The organism is Aquipluma nitroreducens (assembly GCF_009689585.1).
Classification (GTDB): domain Bacteria; phylum Bacteroidota; class Bacteroidia; order Bacteroidales; family Prolixibacteraceae; genus Aquipluma; species Aquipluma nitroreducens.
Map to the genome: position 1 here is coordinate 5374627 of NZ_AP018694.1, position 20771 is coordinate 5395397.

Sequence of the window (20771 nt, forward strand, 5' to 3'; positions counted from 1 at the left end):
TACTTTAATTATTTAATCCAAATCCCTTTTTTATTTTTATTAATCACCATATGATATTGTAAGGGCGCTAAAAAGTAACCATTAAAGTTCGCTATGATGGAAGCAACAAAAAGAGCATAAACACCCATTTTAAAATATGTTATTAACATAATCGCCACTGCTATATATATTAGTGGACTTATTAAACATGCCCAGAATTGTAATCTTAATGCATTTATTCCATTTAAAAGATAAACATATTTTCCATAAAACATTTTTACATTGATAAATAAGAATCCCCAAAATGAAAGATAGAAACCAATAATTACTTTCCCTTCTCCGAGCCAAAGACGATATACATTTTCCGAAAGGATGAACATTACACAACTAATTATAACCCAAATGATATTTAATCGATTATAATTTTTTACCGCATTTTTTATCCATTTAATATCGTTTTTTAAATAGGCCTCAGTAGATGCGGACCAAAATGGCATTAAAAATATTACTGATATCATATCTAAAACGCCAAAATATTTTAAGACAATATTATATGATGTTACATCAGCAGTGCCAAAATTCCGCGCAATGATAATATTTGCTGTTTGAAATTGTATAATACCTGCAATCTGGATTACAAAAAATATCAGACCTAAATTAAAAAGATCTTTAGCATACGAGAATTTGATTTTTGTGAAACTGGGACGGTATTTTTTAAATTCACCGTTAAAAAAAAATACATTTGCTCCAACTAAAACCAAGATAGGTGAAGCACAAAGCGCGACTCCTAAATTTATTAAGGATCCTTCCGTTGTTTTTATCAGAATAAAAATAAAAATTAAAGAGAAAAGCTGTCCTATAACATCAATTAATGATGATTTTGCCGGTTGTTGATTTGCTAAAAATAGTGTCGAGATTATTTTTAAAACAAACTGTAAACAAAAATATGTAAATACAATTATTACTAAAATTGAAACCTCCGACCGCATACTTTCCGAAATATTCAAAATATTCGCCCAATTCAAAAAATGGTTGACAATTAAAAAAATAATCCAGACAATAAAAAATATTATTGCCAGTATTGCATAAGTAGTACTTACATAAATTTGGGCAAGTTCATTATTGTCTTTTGCTTTTGCTTCAGCAAATTTATTGCGTAATCCTTGTGTTAAGCCAATATCAAAAAAAACAAACCACCCCACTATAGAGCTGACGGTTAGCCAAATACCATAACGGGATGGATTTATGTAATTGATGGTTAAAGGAACTAAAACTAAACTTATTGCAATACTTAAACCTTTGACTAAAAACGAAGCCAAAATGTTTTTCTTGGCTTTAATGCTTCGTTCGTGGCCTTTTGTAAAAAAATTTAAAATGATCTGGATATACCTATTCATGTATATTGTTAATTATAAAATAATTATCAATTCAAGTCGTATTTATTTTGTTTATCCTACCAATACCTAATCGTTAGATCTTTTATTTTCAGAGTTTAAATGTGGAATCTGATGCATTCCTGATTACATTCCTTAAATCAACTATAAGTTTTGCATTTTTAATAATCATTTCAGGATTAAATTCATTGTGATTGGTTGCTACTACGATGCAATCGGCATTTCGTATCGTTTCTTCAGTTAATTCAACTGATCTGAAAAAATTGCCATTAGGTGTTTTGACAGATGAAATATACGGATCGTGATAATTTACTTCCCCACCTTTTTTTATAACGAGATCTATAATCTGCAGAGCCGGTGATTCGCGTGCGTCATCGATATTGGGTTTATAAGCAACACCAAGGAATAGAATTTTACTTCCATTTACTGGTTTCTTTTGTTTATTTAGAGCGGTAGCGATTTTTATATACATATAGTTTGGCATGCGCATATTGATATGTCCAGCTGCATGTATCATGCTTAAATCGAAATCATATTTTTTTGCGATGTGTTCGAGATAAAAAGGATCAAGTGGAATACAGTGTCCGCCTATGCCTGGTCCCGGATAGAAGGCCTGAAATCCAAAAGGTTTTGTTTTGGCAGCTTCAATCACTTCCCAAATATCAATTCCCATTTTGTTGGATAAAAGGGCTAGTTCGTTTATTAGACTAATGTTAACCAAGCGGTATGTGTTTTCTAATATTTTAACCATTTCAGCAACTTTGGGCGAGCTTACCAAATGGAGTTTATCAATAGCTTTAGAGTAAATGCGCTCTCCAATTTCAAGACCATCCTTTGTGATGGCTCCTAATACTTTAGGTGTATTTTTTGTATGAAAACTTTCATTGCCAGGATCTACGCGTTCAGGCGAATAGGCCAGCCAAAAATCAGGTCCATGCTTCAACCCTGATTCATTTTCAATTATAGGAAGCATGAAATCTTCAGTCGTGGTGGGGTAGGTAGTACTTTCGAGACTAATAAAAGTACCTGGCTTCATGTTTTGTCCAATTGCCATACATGCTGTTTCAATATAACTCATGTCAGGTTTGCGAAATCGATCTAAAGGTGTAGGCACACAGATTAGCAGAGCATCGCAATCTTTAATTCTCTTGAAATCAGTTGTTGCGCGAAGTTTAATGGTTTCGACCACTTCTCGCAAAACAGCGTCCCGGATATCTTTGATGTAATTGTCTCCACGATTGATTTTTTCAACTTTTTCTTGTGATTTATCGAATCCAATAACATTCACTCCGGCTTGAGCAAAGCTAACCGCAAGCGGAAGTCCGACATAACCTAAACCGATTATTCCAACGATTTCAGTATTGTTGTCAATTTTTTCTAGAAGTAATGAAGCGTTATTCATAATGTTTAAAGAATTATAATTTGATTGATTTATGGGGTGTCTTTTTTCAAATACTTAGGTGTTAATTTACTAGTGTTGTTTTAAGCTTGGAATAATTATTGTCATTCTGAATTTATTTCACCATCTATTCTCAGATAACTGATTCCGAAACAAGTTCGGAGTGATTTTTCATCATTAGGAGCTTAACAAATTAATAGGTTAAGTTATCCCTTATTTCCACCATGATTTTTTAACAATTTCTTGAGGTATTTCTTCTTCCGGGCAAATCATTTTAAAAATTTCTTCCCAGGAAGGTATCCCGCCTAAGTTTCGGTCGTCGATATAAATATCAGCTAAAATCTTACGACTATCATTTTCGTCCCAGACTTCTTCGGGAAAATTTTTATTGACCGCATAAAAATCAATACCATTTGAAAGACAAAACGTTACAGCATCGTCGAGTTTTTGACCAGCCCGATGGCTCCATAAAATTAACCGGTGACCCTTTGCCTGAAGCTTACTCAGTGTTTCGAAAGCCAAGGGACGAGTACGTCCGATGGAAGGATATCGATGCTCAACAATGGTGCCGTCGAAATCGACTGCAATGATTAATGAACGCCGGAAGGATGTTCTAAAGTCCATGTTGTAATTGGGGCTGAACGATTAAATGGTTTAATAGTCAAATGGTTGAATTGATAAATGGTTTGATGGTTATATGGTTGAAGGTTCAGATTAAACTTTTTCTTTCTTTTTTCTGCGATGCTTTTTCCCATCTTCCTCGTCGGAATAATAACTACTTTGGTCGGCTTCGTATTGATAATACTTGTAATAGGCATTTCCGAATGCATTTGGCTTGATGTCATTTACAACAATTGTAATGTTTTCGATGGTCTTCTTGTTGGCATATTGGTTGATCATTTCGATCTCATGCTTGCGTGAAAATCCATATCGAAGGATGAACACATTGAGGTCTGATAATTGACTTATGATATGACCGTCGGTCACCATTGCTGTTGGAGCATTGTCAATGACGATGTAATCAAACCGGGAGCGAAGTGAATCAATCAGAATTTTCATTTCAGGTTTCCCCAATATTTCAGCAGGATTCGGAGGAATTGGCCCTGACGGTAAAAATGAAAGATTTTCAATTGTTGTAGGAAATATAATCTGATCAATCGAATTAACTCCAATGAGGTAATTACTTAGACCATTTTCGTTTGGAAGATTAAAAATTTTATGCAATCTTGGTTTACGCATATCAGCGCCAATAATCAATACTTTTTTATTATTCATGGCAAGGATGGTTGCCAGATTGACTGATGAGAAAGATTTCCCTTCACCAGGGTTGGTCGAATGAATGGATAACACCTTCCCAATAGGTTCTGATAACATGAACTGCAGATTAGTACGTAAAGCGCGGAAAGACTCTGCAATGTTTGATTTTGGATTTTCATGAACGACTAAATCAGATTTGGTCTGACTATGCATGATATTACCTAAAATCGGAATACTGGTGTTTCTCTCCAAGTCCAGTTGGGTTCTGATGCGATCATCAAAGAAATTAATAAGCAGGAGAAGTGCGATAGGCATTCCAGTGCCCAAAATAAATCCAAGACCCAATATAACTTTTGAATTAAGACTAATTTGTTTCGCTGTTTCAGGGCGTGCGACGTCAATCACCTGTACGTCGGGCATGGTTGATGCCAAGGCAATGTTTGTTTCAGCCCGTTTTTGCAACATGAAGGTATATACCTCGTTGGTCAGGTTAAACTGACGTTGAATATTAACCATTTTTTGTTCTTTCTGAGGCAACTTATTCATCTGAAAGCTGATTTTATCTTGTCTTTCCTTTTGGCTGTTGATATTTGCCGTGGCATTATCGATCAGGTTGCGGAGATTCTCATTTAACTGATTACGAACTTGATTCAATTCTTTATCGATCATGATTAAAGTAGGATTGTTTTCCTTGGCGCTGAATGAAAGTACCTGACGACGGTTGTATAACTCGCCCAACTTAAGAACCAACGCATTGAGCGAAGCATCCTGTATGCCAACTACTGAAGGAGAAACTATTTCCTTGAGATCGCTATTATCTTTCAAATATTTAAGTAAATTTTGAAAATAGTCCAGTTGCATTTTACTTTTTGCCTGTTCTGATTCAATTTCTTTTAGGTTATCCATCACTAATTTACCCTCTGCACCCAAATCGATGATGTTATTTTGAGACCGAAAATTGCTGAACTTTGTTCCTGCAGTATTTAGAGAATCAGAAATGCCTTCTAATTGGGTATTGATAAAATTAAGAGAGCGGCGTTGTGCTTCACTTTGAAAATTCATTTTCCCTTCAATGTACACTTTGATCACTTCATTCAAAAAATCACCTTGTCGATAAGGATCTTCTCCTTCAATAGAGCATTCAATGATATCCCCCTTTTTATCTTTCAAAGTTGTCTTGAGCATTTTCTGATAGGCTAGTGTTGCATCATTTAAATCATTAAATACAAAATAATATTTTCCTGAAATCGTCTCGAAATTATTTGCCTTTTTTAATAATGTAAAATTGAAGTATTTGTTTACAAATGGTTGGCCAAAAGTTCCTGATCCCTCCTGTTTAATATTTGTAATTTGTTGACCTTTTTCAATCTTGCCATTTACTGATACGTTGTAATTGTCACCGGAAGTAGGGGTAATGTATATCGCAATTCCCGTTGTATTAATAAAATTTTGAGCCTCTTGGACATCAAAAGGTTCTTGTTTGTATATATCTCTCCAGACAAACAAATCTTTGGAGTACCAAGTTGTTCTCCAGTTCAGGTTTAAAAGAGCTTGATTGATGTTGTAATATGAATTGATGATTTCTAACTGATTATAAATGTTGTTTTTAGGCAAATCTACAACGCCCTGAAATATACTTTTCATGTTTAATGCGTCCGACTTTTCAGGAACCAATACTGAAGTACTGATCTGGTATTTTGGTTTCGTTATTTTGGTATATACAAATGCAAGTATTAGACCTAAGGCGCCAAAAAGGGCAAGCCAATGCCACTGACGACGCATCAGATAGATGATTTTTTTGATATCAAATTCTTCTTCTTGATTTCCACTCTCAGTGAAATTTGTTAGATTTTCGTTCATTTATGTTATTGTTTTTGTAGTAGATGCTTGATGATTATTTTCAAAGGTTGTTTAAGCGCTTCCTGATTTATTTTCTCTTGTTTTCTTTAATTTTTTTTCATTGATATTACTTATGCGCTTATAACAATGAAATAATTATAATTTGGGTATAACAAATCCAAGTACTGCGATTAGCACGGATAGCGAAGATAAAACGAGTGAATAGGCCTGACTATTTAATTGAAAGTTTTTGTATTTGTCAGGTTGAACAATTACAAAATCGTTTGGCTGCAGATAAAATGCATCTGAAAGATACACATTTTTTGAACTCAAATCGAGCATATATGTTTTTCTGCCTTCAGGTACAGTTCGAACAACCATAACACTTTTTATAGTGGCAAAATCAGTATTTCCGTTGGCTAAGGCCAAAGCTTCCAGAATGGTAATTGAATTGTTGTAATTATAATAATCCCCAGGATTTCGGACCTCCCCCGAAACAGTAATCTTAAAATTCAATAGTTTCACTTTAACAATTGCGTCCTTTAAAAATTCATCGGCTTTTTTTTGAACCACCGATTCAATTTGTGAGAGCGGGATTCCTGATACATTAATTTTTCCTAACATGGGAAGTTTAATGTTTTCTTCCTGATCAACTTCAAATCCATAAAGATAAGCTCCACTAGGAGTCGTATACTTCATATACCCCTGTCCATAACTGGTTTCCATGTTTGATTCAGGATTGTACAGTAGGTTTACTTCGGGATTCATGGACTTGATACTAACATATAAAATATCTCCTGTTTTCAAAATATATTCTGCTGGCAAACCACGATTAATTTCATTGTTGGTGACATCTTTCAGAAAAATTAAATCCTTACTACTACGGCAGGAGAACAATGTAGTCATGAAAATAATTAGAACGAGCGATGAAATATATTTGATACTTAGTTTTGATTGTATTGAGCCCATTGATAAAGTATTAGTTGTTAAATTGATGTTTTGTATGTTTTTTTTTTAATATTGATTTTCTATATGTTTCGTTTATTCTCACTTAAAATGCAATTATAGAATAAAATACTGAAACAGTATCAGAATCTTATTCTGATCATTAAATAATTAATAAGTAGAGCAAGAATGCATTTGTTTTCGGACTTTGCAGTTATTGGCCATTCCCAGTTAATACAACGCGAACAGTCTTTAAAAGAATAATTAAATCTAATTTTAACGACCATGTGTCGATGTATTGCATATCCATCTTCATCCATTGATCAAATGGGATATTGTTTCTTCCAGATACCTGCCAGATACAAGTTATTCCAGGCTTCATACTTAATCTCCTATTTTGCCATCGTATGTATTGTTTTACTTCAGACGGAATTGGTGGACGTGGACCAACTACCGCCATTTCGCCTTTCAAAACATTAATAAATTGCGGTAATTCATCCAAAGATGTTTTACGTAAAAACTGACCGATTTTAGTTACTCTCGGGTCATTTTTTATCTTGAAAACAGGACCTTCCTGCTCATTTTGTGCTTGCAGAGATTCCTTTAAGCTTTCCGCATTAACAACCATTGTTCTAAATTTGTAACAAAAAAACTGCCTCCCATTTAGACCCATCCTTTTCTGCATAAAAAAGACTGGTCCTCCATCAAGCTTAATCAAAAATGCTATAATTAAAATGATTGGTGATAAAATAATGAGAACCGAAATGGAGATTATATAGTCTAGCAGTACTTTAAATTTGAGCGCCAGATAATTATCGGGTGTATTTCGAAAGGTTAAAAATGGCATTTGATTTAAAAATGAGAGTGTCGATTGCATCTTTATGTAGTTAAGTAATAACGATTGCATTCGAAAAACAACTCCGACTTCTGCACATGAATAGATATACTTTTGAATTTCATTTTGTTCTAATGAGCTTTTGCAGTAGAATACTTCATCAATTGACTTGTTGTCAATTACTTCAGAAAGATCACTGACACAAGGTATAATATGAAATTCCTGACCATATTTAGATTTAATTACTTCATCATCAGTCATAATTGCCCATATCCGATATCCCCAATCTTTAGTTTCAACCAATCGGTCAATAAAATAACTTGAATCTTCATCTGCAATAATCAAAATTAATCTGCTATTTAACCCTTCTCTCCGAAGGTATTTCATTGTTGCTGATAAAATGAACTTATAAGAATATAATACAATTAAATTTAATATGGCAAAAATACCTAATACTAATCTGGATACTCCATTAAGATCTAAAAAAACAATGGCGACATAAAGTAAAACATTTCCAATAATTATCGAGGTTAAGTATTCGATAAATAATACTGAATACATCTTCAAACGACCAATTCTACCTAAATTCGACTGGTTTAGTATTAATAACCAAAGTGGAACAATAATGAAAAGTAAGGTTTTATATTGCGTTAGATCACTTTGTACAGGTACAAAAAACTCATGTGTCAACCATTTTGCACCATCAAAACATAAAATGGTCAAAATTACCTGAAAAACTACATTTAATTTTTCAAGAACTGGTTCTCTTTCTTTAAGCATGGTATTTTGTTGTTATGTAAAAATGAAAGAAAAAGATTTTGCAATTAAATTTGTTAGCCGTTCTATCAATTCTTTAAATAGCACAATAAAAAAAACATGTCAGGTAGCCAAACAAATTTTGATGAAGAGTATACTTTAAATTAGTAAATTAAAATGAAAAAAATAAATTTCATTTTTTCCAGATTAACATTCTCAACACGAGAATCTTTGAGCTGAATTTTCTTCAATTAATTTTACGTCTTCTCTGGAAATGTTAGCATAAAGGCTACAATTTAGTGAGTTAACCCGTATCAAAAGTCTCACTTGTCCATAAATGTTGGCAACTTCACCTTTTATACCTTTTAATGATCCATTCAAGACCTCAACAATAGCACCCTTTTGAATATGCTCATAAGTTAGGGAAACCTCTTGATCACATTGATGAAGGAAGTTTCTAACATTTGTAATTTGAAATTCTGGGATGGATTGCGCTCGTCCACCAAAACTTATATAGCAAATAGCTCCTGGAGTGTTTAGGGCATTAAAGAACTCTTTGAAACTTACCTTTACGAAAATATAGCATTTAAATAAAGGTTCTTCAACCCATTTTTTACGGTCGCTCCAAGTTTTTAATACCTTTCTTGTTGGTAAATAACATTCGATGTTTTTTACCTGCAAATGGTCAAAAAGCCTTTTTTCTCCGTTTGCTTTGGTATATATGGCATACCAATGGTAGTTAAGTTTTTCCAAAATGGTAACGTTTATAACATTATTAATTCTAATTTAACTAGAATAATTTCTAATTAATTCTAATTAGTGTTGTGTGCAACTTTGAAATTTCTTTAATGTTATAAAATTAAGCTAGAAAAACTTAAGAATCAATACGTATTTTCCGACACCATTTCTGATTTAGATTTTATCTTTAAGTCTTTATAAATATGGAGTTACAAGAATTCTATGAAGTAAAATAAATTTTTCTTCAAATTTATTTGTTATTTGATAAAACATAAAAATACTGTTGAAATATTTTTATTAGAAAATTCTAATTTACAAAAATCATGATTATTTTGATTTTTCTAATTTGCCTTTTAGGATTAGGTTCTCAAGACTTAAATCAGCAAACATTCTTTTTAATCTGTCATTCTCTTCCTCCAGTTCATTTAGTCTATGGATTTCAGATATATTCATACCCCCATATTTTACTCTCCAGTTGTAGATTGTAGCTTGGCTTATTCCATATTTTTTAATAAGCGCTGGAATTGTAGTTCCATTTTCATTTTCTTGTAGAATACGATAAATCTGTGATTCTGCAAATCTCTTTTTTGTCATAGTTTGCTGAATATTTAGTTAATAATTAATTAATCGTGCTTAGACAAATTACCCTGTTGCTGAACAAGTGTGGTATAACTTCGAATTCTGTATTGTAATGCGAAGTTGAGCTTCAGGCAACTAATTCAGGAGATATTAGAATAAATTCTAATTATAGGTAGAGTAGATGGAATTGTTGCAAGTATGATCTAATGGTGATTATCGTATAAATAAAATATCAAATTCAAAAAACTTGCAAAGGATGATATTTTTATCGGTAAAATTTAATTGAAAAATATAGGAAAACCTACTGTTATCCACATTTTTTGCGATATAACACTACTTTTGGGAGATGTATTTTTAATCTAAAAACTCTAAAACAACGAAGAGATAGAAATGTTCATCATTTTCTAAATTCATTCTCTTAATTACAAATTTTAGAATTTTCCATACAATTATAAAGCTTTTATTTCAAAAAAAAAATAAATTTTATTATCGCACATGAGATTTTATTGTTTCACACGATTGTGCTGAATATATCTTGTTTGATTTACAATATCTTTTATCAGTCTATAAATGTTCAATTTACTGAATAAATATGGTTTGCAATTCCATTTGAATAAATTCATAATGATGTAAAGAATTATTCGTCGTATATTTTTAATTGCTATTTAATTGCTACATCTTTCAAACTAAAATCTAAGGCCGTTTCATTCGAAAAGTCTAAACTTTTTGTTATTGACATGCATACGATTTCTGCGATATCGTGAACGGGCAAGTTAGGACTTTGGGCGAATGTTTTTTTGCACAGCGGGCAAGCAGTTACTAGTATATCTGGGTTGTAATTTCGGTATTCGTCCAAAGCCTTATTCCGAATTTGGCTGCGCTCAGTCATTTTAATTTTGATGTTGGCCAGACTTCCACCACAGCAGAAGGCTGCTTCTTTTTCATTCTTAATTGGAATTACTTCGGTATATTCGTCAAGCAACAATCTTGGTTGGTGATAGATGCCACTACCACGACCAAGTTCACAGGGATCGTGATAAATCACCCGAAGTGGCAACTTATTTACCGGCAGACGCTTGTCGGTCATTAAATTAAGCAAATATTCAGAGTGATGCTGAACAGTTATTCCAGGTATTGCATAATCTTCTTTAAACACCTTGTAACAAATAGGGCAGGAGACTACCAGTTTTTTTGCTCCTGAAGCAAGTATTCGCTCGCGGTTATGATCGATCAGTTTTTGGGCTGCTTTGTATTGTCCAATCTGCATCAATGGACGACCACAGCAAGCTGTTTTATCCTCGTCCATAAACCAGTATTTTACACTGGCAACCGCAAAGATTTCTTTCATCGATTTAATGATGGCTGGAGTGAGATGAGTCATACATCCGGCAAAATAAATCACTTCAGTTTGCGGACTAACATCAACTTTGCCATTCTTCAGGTATTCGTACGACGAATTGTATTCTTTGGTCGATTCAATGCGTTGGGTCATACGTAAGCTGTTCAATTCCAATCCAACAGGGCAGTCGGGTTGGCACCTTCCGCAAAGCATACAATTGAATAATTTTTCGTCGGTAATTTTTCTGTTCCTGATGTGCTTCAACGCATAAACTGATTGGGTGTCCTTAATGGCAGCATGAGTCATTTGGCAACTGTCTAGACAAATTCCGCAGCGCGAACACGAATAGATTTGGATTCGGGAATAGCCATCGATTCGCTTTTGAACTTTAATGCCATAGTTTCGGAGGAAAATCATGACAACCTCAACCGGAATATGCATGTAACGCGAAACAGGCAACGCGAAGAAAAATAAGCCCAATGCTCCTGAATAGGCCCACCATAATGGCATTTCCAGCGATTGAACCGGTAAAATTGACGAAAGTAATTGTCCGGCTGGCTGACTTATAATGCTTCCGTTGTGGTGAATGCCGGCAGATACGCTTTCGGCCAAAAAGCGAAGCGGGAAGATGAGCCAGAGGGCAGTCAAAGCAACGCGGTCGCCCGTTTTAAGTTGCGTAGTTTTTTTCATTCCAAACATCCGGCTATTCAACCGTTTATAGTAGGCCAGTGCGACGCCTGAAAGCACAAACAAGAGCAGTAAATCCATACATGCAGCCAGTATTTTCCCTGAAAGTGTGATAGCAGGCTGGGTCATAAAGTAGCGCATGAAAATTGCTTTGTATGCCGGAACATTGAAGGTTTGATAATGAATGCAGGCTTCGATATGACCAACAACAATTAGCAGGAACCATCCAAATGCCAGGCTCATATGCATATAACCCAAAACTGGATTTTTTCTGAATATTTTTCGGTGGAGTAGTGATTCTGAGAATGTTTCGCGAATTGCAAGTAAACTTTTTCGAGTGAAAATATTATGGACAATACGGCTTTTGTCGATTTTTGAAAGTTCGGAAATCCAAATACCTACAATAATGATAAGGAAGCAGGAAATAAACAAAAGCCCGATTGTAAATGGTAATATGAAAGATGGAGGAAATTTCATATGATTCTACGAATTGACGGGTTTATATTTCAGTATACTCTTTTTTATGAGCATGATAACATTGCGGAGGTTGATTCCGCGAGGGCAAACCAACATGCACTTACCACAGAGCATACATTTTTGGATCTCAGATTCGAGCTCTACCGTTTCGCCACGACGCAACAACAAGTTCATTCGCCGTACATTGAAACTGACCAAATCAGCAGCGCTGCAAGTGGCGGTGCATCCACCACACGACAGGCATACCTTGAAGGATGGTTCAATTTCTAAAACCTCATTCAGAAGACGGCCGTCAAACTGATCGTAGTCGATTGTTCGCTGTTTGATCACAGAAAAGCCAAAATCTTTCATTAATTATTCTTTTTTAGCCAATTGTTTACTTCCATAGCTGCCGATCTGGCATGTAAAATGGTATCGTTTACCGACATGGGGGCGGTGCAGCTACCTGCCAAAAATATTCCTTCTTGCTCTGAAAAATTGGATTTCAGAAATGAGTCGGTAGTTTTCAGAAAACCTGACTCTTCGCAGCCGATGCTACAGGTAGTCGCAGCTTTTGCGGTTCCTTTTCCGGCTTCCATGCCCACAAGCAGAACCAGCAAATCAACATTCATTTTGAGTGGCCTGCCTGAAAGCGTATCTTCTGATTTGATCAGCAAACTTTTATCGATTTTTTCTGACGCTTCAGACAAACGCCCACGGATGAACTGGATGTCGTACTTTTCTTGTGCATCGCGGTAAAGTTCTTCAAAGTTTTTCCCGTACATGCGCAAATCCATGTAGAAACAATAAATCTCAGCTTCAGGCAACCGCTTTTTAAGTTCTATTGCTTGTTTAACACCAGTAATGCAGCACACCTTGGAGCAATAATGATTGCCCGATTTTTCATCACGCGACCCCACACAATGCACAAATGCAATCCGTTTCGGATTTTGGCCGGCAGCTACTGAAAGGTCTCCGTCAGGTAATAGTAATTTTTCCAGATCGGCCGAAGTGATTACATGATCATATATTTTGTACCCGTATTCTTCCTTTCGGGAGGCATCAAAAAGTTCGTAGCCGGTAGCGACAACTACTGCATCTGCTTCTAACTTTTGATTACCTGAAGTTTCGATGTTGAACTTGCTATTTTGGCGATGAATAGAGCGGACTTCTGTCTGGTTTAAAATTGAAAAATCTTTTTCACTGTGTTTTTCCAAAAGAGCACCCAATATCTTATCAGCGGGAGTAAAGTCTGGGAAAAGGTATGACCAGTTGTTCAGTTTTCCGCCAACCTTTTCTTCTTTTTCGATTACAGTAACCCAATGTCCAGCATCAGTCAGGGCACAAGCTGTTTCAATTCCGGCAATTCCGCCACCTATAATTACAATGTGTTTCACATGCTAAGCTTAAAAGTCATTCAATAGTCATTTCGTGTCTTTGTGTTCGGGTTTTCAATTTATTGATCCGATCTTCAAGTCATGTATTTTCAGCATCCACAACCCACCATCGTTGGTTTTCCGATCAGTTTTCCGTCTTTCCCGGCATACTTTAAATCAATGTCGTAATGAATTCCCATTTTATCCAATAATGGCTCTACATTGGTTTGGTGCATCTGCATTCCCATGTCCCACGGATCGTACCCAAGTACCAGGCCTGCCATTTCTTCATAGGTTAGAACCGGAATTCCCCGTCCATTGTCTCCGTATGTTTTACCTTCCATTTCTTCAATGACATACTGCCACCGATCGAGAAACATTGGACAACCAGGGCAGTTGCACAGAATTGCATCAGGTTTATACGGTTCCATCGATTCAAATTTCTTTCTTGAGTTGGAAACTGAGTATCCACGGTTCGACATCACCAGGTATTGCCTGAAGCCAAATCCGCAGCAATGCCGACGTTCAGGATAGTCAACCACTTCGCCGCCCCAGGATTCGATCATTCCGACCAATACATGAGGGAATTCTGCGCCACCAACTCCTTTAGAAGGAAACATCTTTGAATAATGACAACCAATGTGTTCCACAATTTTCAACGGTTTACCTGTCTTCCTATTGATAAGCCGGTTTTTCCCAATTGTAGCTATTTCATTCCTGAATTTGTATATAATATCGCTGGCATGAGCCACATTTTGAGGTATCTCAAATTCGCGTCCGGTAGCCTTTTTCAGGAAGGTGCGTACTTTCTTAAGTTCAGCAGGAAACTCTTTCCAAGTTTCAATGATTTCGTTGTAAATACCAAATGAGGTAATGCACGATACTGCCAGGTTCTGGTATCCGGCTTCGGTCATGAGCGCAAATTGCCGTGCAACGATAGTTTGAATGGTATCGAACGGAACAATATCCGAATGATAGCCGATTCCGGAGCAACTGGTGTGGTGCGGATTTTCGTAAATGTCTTTATTCAGTTCCTTGCGCAGAATCTTTAGAAGCGTTTGTTCTGAGCCAGGGAAAAAGTTTTGACGTATGCAACTTCGTACGTAGAAGTAATGATCATCGGCAATTTCCTTTTGATAGTCCTGCCATACTTGTATTTTGCCTTCTCGTTTCATTATTGTCGGTTATGTTTGCCGTTGTTGGTAGTGAAAATGTGGCTTACATAGTCTGCATAATTGTCCTCATTTTCGGTAAATCCCATGTTTTTAGCTTTAAGTTTCGAGAAATATTCAATTTTTTCGAAACGGTCAATACCACCTGTTATTTCGAAGATCCGGTAAATTTCGTCCATCGATTCCTGTGGAATTTTACGTAAAGCACCCTCGCCATCACCATTGTAATTAGCTCCAACGCGTTCATAAACTTCTTCTTTATTGTCATAAATCCATTCCCCAACAGGTCCTTGTTCGGGGTGCATTTCAGGAATAAGGTTTTCGGGAAGGACGCAATAACCTTTGGATATAATGTTTTCGCCAACTACACGCTTGATCGCCAACTGCTGGCGACCTTTTTCCGATTCGGTAAAGTACCCCAATTCCTGAGATAAACTGCGCAGAGCCATGATAATCATTCCTGGGGTGTTTCCCCGTGGACAGCGGGTTTTACACGACATACATTCGCCACAATACCAGATGGTCTCACTTTTCAGAAGTTCTTCAATCCGTTTTTCATCCTTTGATTGTACAATGCCGGCAATTATTCTGGGGTCGTAGTCGTAAAATTCGGCAGCTGGGCAAATAGCCGTGCAAACACCACAATTCATGCAGGATTTCAGGCCTTCCACAAACCGAACATCTTTTGTAAGTTCCTGGTAAAGTTCCATTTTGGTTTTTGGGTAATAACAAGACGAAGTTAGTTTTTCAAACTTTAAGACAGTTCAGTCTAAAACTGTATTTGGTGTAGGTGTTTGTGCGTATTCTTATTTGATAAAGTCAATGGAAGCTAATTCTGAAATTAATCTCGAGGTGATTATTGATGTTCGAATTTTTACCGCACCAATCGTTGGAAAAATGAAATTAGCCTGAGTTTTTTGTGAGCGCCTAGAAAGTATTGTCAAACAGGTTGTTTATTTGCGCTTAAAGTATCTTTCAATATTGGCTTCTGGATGAATGTAATTTGAATTTCCAACTAAATAATTTGCAAATTGTTTGGCGAAATAGGGACCAAGCAGAACGCCTTTTGAACCCAATCCGTTAAAAATTCCTATTTGTGGGTTTTCCGGAAGCAAGCCGATTACTGGTTTTCGGTCGTGCATTGTTGGGCGAATTCCAGCCTTTTGACTCAATACTTCGAAAGGTGCAGAACTGATGTTTTGTAGTTTGTCAAGCAATTCCTTGCGGGCTGAATCTGTTGTTTCAACGTTTAATTTGTCCCAGGTATAAGTTGCACCAACTTTGTATTTGTTGTTCCAGATTGGCGCCACAAATACTTCATCGCTGATGATTTCGTTCAGTTTCAATCTCCGGATTTTGAGTTCCAGAACTTCGCCTTTCGAGTGTTTAAATTTCAGATTTTTGAAAAATGGATTAAACGCAGCAGCTGACCCTTCACAGAAAATGATCTTTTGAGCAATAATATTATCATAAGTAATGGAGTCGGCTAATAATATCAGCTTTTCGTAATCTAGCTTTTCATTCCTGATCAAATTTTGCTGTGCTAATAATCCTGAGAAAGTTGAAATAAGTTTTTGGATGTCAAGTCGTCCAGATTTGTTAACGCAACCGAAACTGAAAGCATTTAATAATTCCTGATCTTTTAAATTTAGAACTGGTACTGCTTCCAGATAATTCTCCAGATGATTGGCGAAGGCCTTCTCCTTCCAGAAAATGAATTCATCTTCGCCTAAAATCTTAAGCATTTGACCCGGATAATAGAGTTGCTCGTGTAGTATCTCTTCCAGTTCCCGATAAGTCGATTCCATTTGAGGAAAGGCATCATCAACCAACCAGCTTTTAGTCATTCTCCGGAAAACAACGGGGTTGATTATTCCTGCCGCAACGTCAGATGATTTGAGTTGATTGGGATCGTTAAAGACTACAACCGTTTTGTTCTGCCTGAATAATTCATAGGCCAACAATGTTCCTGCAAGCCCCTGCCCAACAATGATAAAATCTGCTTTCATTGAAACAAAAAGCAAACAAAAGTCCGAATTGTTCAGGAAAAGGATTACTTCTTCGCCTTTTTCAGCTCCAGATTCACAAAAACAGGTAAATGGTCGGATGGATACCTTAGTTCTTTCGAATCGGTTAATACACCGTACTGCTTAACTTCGACCAAATCGTTTACAAAGACATAATCGATACGTTCGTTAAGCGGACTATTAAATTGAAACCCGTTGAATGTTCCATTAGGTCCGTAGGGTGCTTCTTTTGTAACCGTACGTGAATCGTGAAGTTCTTTGGTAATTACGGCAATGGGTTCTTGTTCAGGAGTCAGATTGAAATCTCCGGTTAAGATTACGGGTAGTTTTGAAGAATTTAACTCTTTAATTTTTCGTAAAATTAGTTTAGCAGACTCAGTTCTGGCTTTAACTCCCTGATGATCGAAATGGGTATTGAATACCATAAATTGCCGATCTTTTTTGTCGGTTTCGAGCAAAAGCCAGGTACACACCCGATTGCAGGCAGCATCCCATCCCAGTCCCGGCTTTTCAGGTGTTTGCGATAGCCAGAACCAACCGCTTTTAAGCGCTTTAAATTTCTTTGAATTGTAGAAAAGAGGAGAGAATTCACCTGCTTTTTTACCATCATCGCGGCCAACACCAACCCAGTTCATATTGGGTAACTGCTTTTTAATGTCTTCAATCTGACTAATTAAAGCTTCTTGCAAACCAAAAACGTCAGCTTTATGGAAGTCAAGTAAAGCAACTACATCCTTACTCCGGTTAGGCCATGCATTTATCCCATCATCCGGATTATTAAAGCGAATATTGTACGTAATAACTCGGACATTTTGCGCGATTGTAAGGTTACTAACGAAAACTAAAATGATAAAAAAGAAGCGTTTCATTCAGAACAAAAATTAAAAGATTGGTATTCACACGTTTTATTGTTGGCTTTTATTATTGTCGTTTTTTGCTCGGTTCCTTTGTTGACGATGTAGGAATAGCAAAAATCGATAATCTCATTCAAATTGTCAGACATGGGTTTACCTGCAATCTCATGCGAAGCATTGCAATAGGTGTAAAGCCAGTATGGCGTTCCGAGTTTTTTAAGTTTTTCGGCTATGGTGTACGAACCGTGCAAAATGAGGTACCCGGGCTGGTCTTCTTTGCAGTGCCGATGTGGCGCTGTAGCATAAGGAACCAAGTTATCGCAGGTTCCGTGAAAAAGAAGTGATGGAATTGCTGATTCCTTAAAAATCCGTGAAGTATCTGGAATCGCGCCTGCCATCGAAATAACGCCGGCATACGAAACTGGGCCACTATCCAGACCATAGCAGTATGGTGGCTGATAGGCTGTGTTCAGCACGGTTTCTGCACCCGCACTGCTTCCTGAAAGAATTATTTTTTGCGGATCGATTCCCATTTTATCGCGCTGCTGAATCATGAAAAAGGTTGCACCCTGAAGATCTTCCACTGCGTCGTTAAAGGTATTTCGCTTGTCAACAGCCGGACAGTCGCATCCAAAGCCGCTTTCTTTTCCAGCGCGTGTTAACCGGTACGAAATCGATGAAACCACATATCCATGCCGGGCCAGTTTTTTGCAAAATGCCTGAATCCCTGGCTCGTTGCGTGTTCCACCGGAAAAACCACCACCGTGCACATAAAAGATTAAAGGTCTTTGAGTTTGATTATCGAAGGCAGGAGAATAGACATCCATATCGAGCGATTTACCGTCTTTAAATGCATACGTAAACGTTTCAACCCGCGCAGAGTCAGTAATCTCTTCTTTGTAACGCTCCTGAGCAAAAATATTAAGGCTTAAAAAAAAGAGCGGAATTGTGATTTTCAGGAAGAATATTAGATTGTTCATGATTGGCAGTTTGTTGTTTAGGTTATTGTTGAAAAACAGCCTAAATGTAGATAAAAAACCATTGATATGTCAATAATTACAAGTAGAACCACCGAGAATGGGCAAATTGCATTTATTTGTGAAAAGTGCTATTCATGTTTCTACAGAATACAGTCATTAGTCATTAGAAAAGGGAAAATGACTTTTCTGTTGACTAATGACTATTTTCTATTTAGATTTTCACTTTCACAACCACTTTCTTTACCTTCTCCGGACCGTCAATCTGCATACATGGGCGGTGAACATCCTGCGGGTAAAATACAGCAAACATTCCTGCTTCAACAATCATTTGGGTGGTTTCTCCTGAAAAGAAGACAATATCTTTCTCCGGAAGGTATTCTGCGGTTACTGTTTGTCTGTTCAATGGAGCAAAACCAATGGCTTCCCTCCCTGAAACAATGTACTGAATGTCGGCATAAACCTGATGTGCTTCCAAACGGCAATCCTGAGGAGCTTTGCTGTCGTATTCGCTAACCAGGGCAAATACATTTTTGCCATCAATTTCATATTTCCCGATTTCCAGCGCCGAAAGATTTGTATTTTTCAGAAAATCGAACCCTTTTTTTAGGTTTTCGCTGATGCAGGAATAGAGCTCAGCATTTTCAAGTTTATCAAGTATCATAGGGTATTTTTAAGTGTATTGTATGAATGTATCCAATGACAATCGATTGCAATTGGTCGTGCAAATATACATTTTGAAATTTTAATTTGTCAATTCGGTGATTAAACAATTCGATGATTGCCGATTCAATTTGAGCTTTATTCTTTCAGTAAGTTTTGCTAAATACAATAACTTAGCTGAAATAAATTACAACTAAACTAAATCCATCGAACCTATGGAAAACAAAGACTTTAACAGACGTATTTTTATAAAGACAACGGGTGTTGCAGCTATTGCTACTGCATTGTCCGGAAACCTGGCATTCGGATCATCTCTGGTTCCTTCTGTACAAAATTCTATTCCACGTTGGCGGGGATTTAATCTGCTTGATTATTTTGGGGCTTTCCCTCCAAAAGGCGAAACACAGTCAAAAACAACCAAAGAAGATCTGAAATGGATGGCCGACTGGGGTTTCGATTTTGTCCGGTTGCCAATGGCTTATCCACGCTACATCATCTTTGACAGCCAAAAGTATGTTACTCCATCGGATGTTTTGAACATCAATGAGAAAGTAGTGGACGAAATTCAGGAGTTGGTTTTTCAGGCACAGCAGGCTGGTTTGCATGTAAGTATTAATCTTCATCGGGCACCAGGATATTGTGTAAACGCCGGATTTAATGAACCATACAATTTATGGAAAGATCAGGAAGCCTTGGATGCATTCTGTTTTCACTGGGAAATGTGGGGTAACAGGTTTATGAATGTTTCATCAAAAAAAATCAGTTTCGATTTGGTCAATGAACCAAGTTGGCGCGAAAACATGAACGATCAGTTTGGTTCGCGTACAACAATTCCGGGAGCCGTGTATCGAAAAGTTGCTTTGGCTGCATCGCAGGCAATCCGTAAATCAAATCCTGATCATCTGGTTATTGCTGATGGAAATGACGTTGGCGCTTCAATAATTCCTGAAATTACTGATCTGAATATTGCCCAAAGTTGTCGTGGATATTTTCCCCATTACGTGTCGCATTACCGGGCGCCATGGGTATTTAAAAATCCGGATGACGCTCCCATGCCTGTTTGGCCGGGAGTTATTGATGGTAAATCGTTTAGCCGAAAAAATCTGGAAGAACTGTATCAACCTTGGATTGATCTCGTGAAACAGGGGGTTGGTGTTCATTGCGGCGAATGCGGTTGCTGGCGGGAGACGCCACATGATGTTTTTCTCGCTTGGTTTGGCGATGTGTTGGATGTTTTAACAGAAAATCAGATCGGTTATGCGCTTTGGAATTTCAGAGGCGATTTTGGCGTTTTGGATTCAGGTAGAAAAGATGTTCAATACGAAGATTGGTATGGACATAAACTAGATCGAAAAATGCTTGATTTACTTAGGAAACATTAATAAAGAAACCGCTGCAAGGCGGTTCCTTTTATGTATGAAATCTAATCGCTTAGGGGTTTGTTCCCGACCACACTGCGGCAGAGAAGTTCATTTTCAAATTTCAGGTTTCAGGTGCGT

Annotated in this window: 18 protein-coding genes; 1 reads left to right on the forward strand and 17 read right to left on the reverse strand. The window is 36.8% G+C overall.

The genetic code is table 11. The annotated features are described in order from the left end of the window. Positions 1–8 precede the first annotated feature (8 nt). The 17 genes from AQPE_RS22450 to AQPE_RS22530 all read right to left on the reverse strand — a co-directional run bounded on the left by AQPE_RS22450 (position 9) and on the right by AQPE_RS22530 (position 19273). Positions 9–1376: a lipopolysaccharide biosynthesis protein gene (locus AQPE_RS22450; RefSeq protein ID WP_318348716.1), complete on the reverse strand. Its 1368-nt coding sequence runs from the start codon at positions 1374–1376 to the stop codon at positions 9–11. An 88-nt stretch (positions 1377–1464) separates the two neighbouring features. Beyond that, positions 1465–2775, reverse strand: a complete 1311-nt coding sequence (locus tag AQPE_RS22455; protein ID WP_318348717.1) for a nucleotide sugar dehydrogenase — start codon at positions 2773–2775, stop codon at positions 1465–1467. 210 nt (positions 2776–2985) lie between these two features. After that, positions 2986–3396, reverse strand: a complete 411-nt coding sequence (locus AQPE_RS22460) for a BT0820 family HAD-type phosphatase (protein WP_318348718.1) — start codon at positions 3394–3396, stop codon at positions 2986–2988. 90 nt (positions 3397–3486) lie between these two features. Continuing rightward, positions 3487–5889 carry a GumC family protein gene (locus tag AQPE_RS22465; RefSeq protein WP_318348719.1) on the reverse strand — a complete coding sequence of 801 codons (2403 nt, stop codon included), beginning with the start codon at positions 5887–5889 and terminating at the stop codon, positions 3487–3489. A gap of 135 nt (positions 5890–6024) precedes the next feature. Beyond that, positions 6025–6837: a polysaccharide biosynthesis/export family protein gene (locus AQPE_RS22470; protein ID WP_318348720.1), complete on the reverse strand. Its 813-nt coding sequence runs from the start codon at positions 6835–6837 to the stop codon at positions 6025–6027. A gap of 190 nt (positions 6838–7027) precedes the next feature. Beyond that, positions 7028–8428 carry a sugar transferase gene (locus AQPE_RS22475; RefSeq protein ID WP_318348721.1) on the reverse strand — a complete coding sequence of 467 codons (1401 nt, stop codon included), beginning with the start codon at positions 8426–8428 and terminating at the stop codon, positions 7028–7030. A 192-nt stretch (positions 8429–8620) separates the two neighbouring features. Next, on the reverse strand, positions 8621–9157 hold the full coding sequence (locus AQPE_RS22480; protein WP_318348722.1) for a UpxY family transcription antiterminator: 537 nt from the start codon (positions 9155–9157) through the stop codon (positions 8621–8623). A 312-nt stretch (positions 9158–9469) separates the two neighbouring features. Continuing rightward, on the reverse strand, positions 9470–9736 hold the full coding sequence (locus tag AQPE_RS22485) for a transposase (RefSeq protein ID WP_300103610.1): 267 nt from the start codon (positions 9734–9736) through the stop codon (positions 9470–9472). A 646-nt stretch (positions 9737–10382) separates the two neighbouring features. Further along, on the reverse strand, positions 10383–11990 hold the full coding sequence (locus tag AQPE_RS22490) for a (Fe-S)-binding protein (RefSeq protein WP_318348723.1): 1608 nt from the start codon (positions 11988–11990) through the stop codon (positions 10383–10385). 240 nt (positions 11991–12230) lie between these two features. After that, entirely contained in the window at positions 12231–12575 is a 345-nt protein-coding gene (locus tag AQPE_RS22495) for a 4Fe-4S dicluster domain-containing protein (protein ID WP_318348724.1), read from the reverse strand. Then, positions 12575–13600: an FAD-dependent oxidoreductase gene (locus AQPE_RS22500; RefSeq protein ID WP_318348725.1), complete on the reverse strand. Its 1026-nt coding sequence runs from the start codon at positions 13598–13600 to the stop codon at positions 12575–12577. The genes AQPE_RS22495 and AQPE_RS22500 overlap by 1 nt, the downstream gene beginning before the upstream one ends. Positions 13601–13689: 89 nt before the next feature. Then, positions 13690–14754, reverse strand: coding sequence for a heterodisulfide reductase-related iron-sulfur binding cluster (locus tag AQPE_RS22505; protein ID WP_318348726.1), 1065 nt, complete (start codon positions 14752–14754; stop codon positions 13690–13692). Further along, the gene (locus tag AQPE_RS22510) at positions 14754–15461 is read right to left on the reverse strand and encodes a 4Fe-4S dicluster domain-containing protein (RefSeq protein ID WP_318348727.1); all 708 of its coding nucleotides are present in this window, start codon (positions 15459–15461) and stop codon (positions 14754–14756) included. The genes AQPE_RS22505 and AQPE_RS22510 overlap by 1 nt, the downstream gene beginning before the upstream one ends. Positions 15462–15704: 243 nt before the next feature. After that, the gene (locus AQPE_RS22515) at positions 15705–16760 is read right to left on the reverse strand and encodes an NAD(P)/FAD-dependent oxidoreductase (protein ID WP_318348728.1); all 1056 of its coding nucleotides are present in this window, start codon (positions 16758–16760) and stop codon (positions 15705–15707) included. A gap of 44 nt (positions 16761–16804) precedes the next feature. Beyond that, positions 16805–17647, reverse strand: coding sequence for an endonuclease/exonuclease/phosphatase family protein (locus tag AQPE_RS22520; RefSeq protein WP_318348729.1), 843 nt, complete (start codon positions 17645–17647; stop codon positions 16805–16807). Further along, on the reverse strand, positions 17644–18612 hold the full coding sequence (locus AQPE_RS22525; protein ID WP_318348730.1) for an alpha/beta hydrolase: 969 nt from the start codon (positions 18610–18612) through the stop codon (positions 17644–17646). Before AQPE_RS22525 ends, AQPE_RS22520 begins: the two co-directional genes overlap by 4 nt. Positions 18613–18823: 211 nt before the next feature. Continuing rightward, positions 18824–19273, reverse strand: a complete 450-nt coding sequence (locus AQPE_RS22530; RefSeq protein ID WP_318348731.1) for a YhcH/YjgK/YiaL family protein — start codon at positions 19271–19273, stop codon at positions 18824–18826. 214 nt (positions 19274–19487) lie between these two features. On the opposite strand from AQPE_RS22530, the gene AQPE_RS22535 reads away from it, so the two are divergent. Next, complete coding sequence (locus AQPE_RS22535; RefSeq protein WP_318348732.1) at positions 19488–20654, forward strand: glycoside hydrolase family 5 protein; 1167 nt, start codon at positions 19488–19490, stop codon at positions 20652–20654. The last annotated feature ends 117 nt before the right edge of the window (positions 20655–20771 follow it).

What these genes read in the sequence shown, in the direction of transcription:
- AQPE_RS22450 (WP_318348716.1), bottom strand. Translation starts at nt 1,376, where the DNA reads ATGAATAGGTATATCCAGATCATTTTAAATTTTTTTACAAAAGGCCAC.
- AQPE_RS22455 (WP_318348717.1), bottom strand. Translation starts at nt 2,775, where the DNA reads ATGAATAACGCTTCATTACTTCTAGAAAAAATTGACAACAATACTGAA.
- AQPE_RS22460 (WP_318348718.1), bottom strand. Translation starts at nt 3,396, where the DNA reads ATGGACTTTAGAACATCCTTCCGGCGTTCATTAATCATTGCAGTCGAT.
- AQPE_RS22465 (WP_318348719.1), bottom strand. Translation starts at nt 5,889, where the DNA reads ATGAACGAAAATCTAACAAATTTCACTGAGAGTGGAAATCAAGAAGAA.
- AQPE_RS22470 (WP_318348720.1), bottom strand. Translation starts at nt 6,837, where the DNA reads ATGGGCTCAATACAATCAAAACTAAGTATCAAATATATTTCATCGCTC.
- AQPE_RS22475 (WP_318348721.1), bottom strand. Translation starts at nt 8,428, where the DNA reads ATGCTTAAAGAAAGAGAACCAGTTCTTGAAAAATTAAATGTAGTTTTT.
- AQPE_RS22485 (WP_300103610.1), bottom strand. Translation starts at nt 9,736, where the DNA reads ATGACAAAAAAGAGATTTGCAGAATCACAGATTTATCGTATTCTACAA.
- AQPE_RS22490 (WP_318348723.1), bottom strand. Translation starts at nt 11,990, where the DNA reads ATGAGCCTGGCATTTGGATGGTTCCTGCTAATTGTTGTTGGTCATATC.
- AQPE_RS22495 (WP_318348724.1), bottom strand. Translation starts at nt 12,575, where the DNA reads ATGAAAGATTTTGGCTTTTCTGTGATCAAACAGCGAACAATCGACTAC.
- AQPE_RS22505 (WP_318348726.1), bottom strand. Translation starts at nt 14,754, where the DNA reads ATGAAACGAGAAGGCAAAATACAAGTATGGCAGGACTATCAAAAGGAA.
- AQPE_RS22510 (WP_318348727.1), bottom strand. Translation starts at nt 15,461, where the DNA reads ATGGAACTTTACCAGGAACTTACAAAAGATGTTCGGTTTGTGGAAGGC.
- AQPE_RS22515 (WP_318348728.1), bottom strand. Translation starts at nt 16,760, where the DNA reads ATGAAAGCAGATTTTATCATTGTTGGGCAGGGGCTTGCAGGAACATTG.
- AQPE_RS22520 (WP_318348729.1), bottom strand. Translation starts at nt 17,647, where the DNA reads ATGAAACGCTTCTTTTTTATCATTTTAGTTTTCGTTAGTAACCTTACA.
- AQPE_RS22525 (WP_318348730.1), bottom strand. Translation starts at nt 18,612, where the DNA reads ATGAACAATCTAATATTCTTCCTGAAAATCACAATTCCGCTCTTTTTT.
- AQPE_RS22530 (WP_318348731.1), bottom strand. Translation starts at nt 19,273, where the DNA reads ATGATACTTGATAAACTTGAAAATGCTGAGCTCTATTCCTGCATCAGC.
- AQPE_RS22535 (WP_318348732.1), top strand. Translation starts at nt 19,488, where the DNA reads ATGGAAAACAAAGACTTTAACAGACGTATTTTTATAAAGACAACGGGT.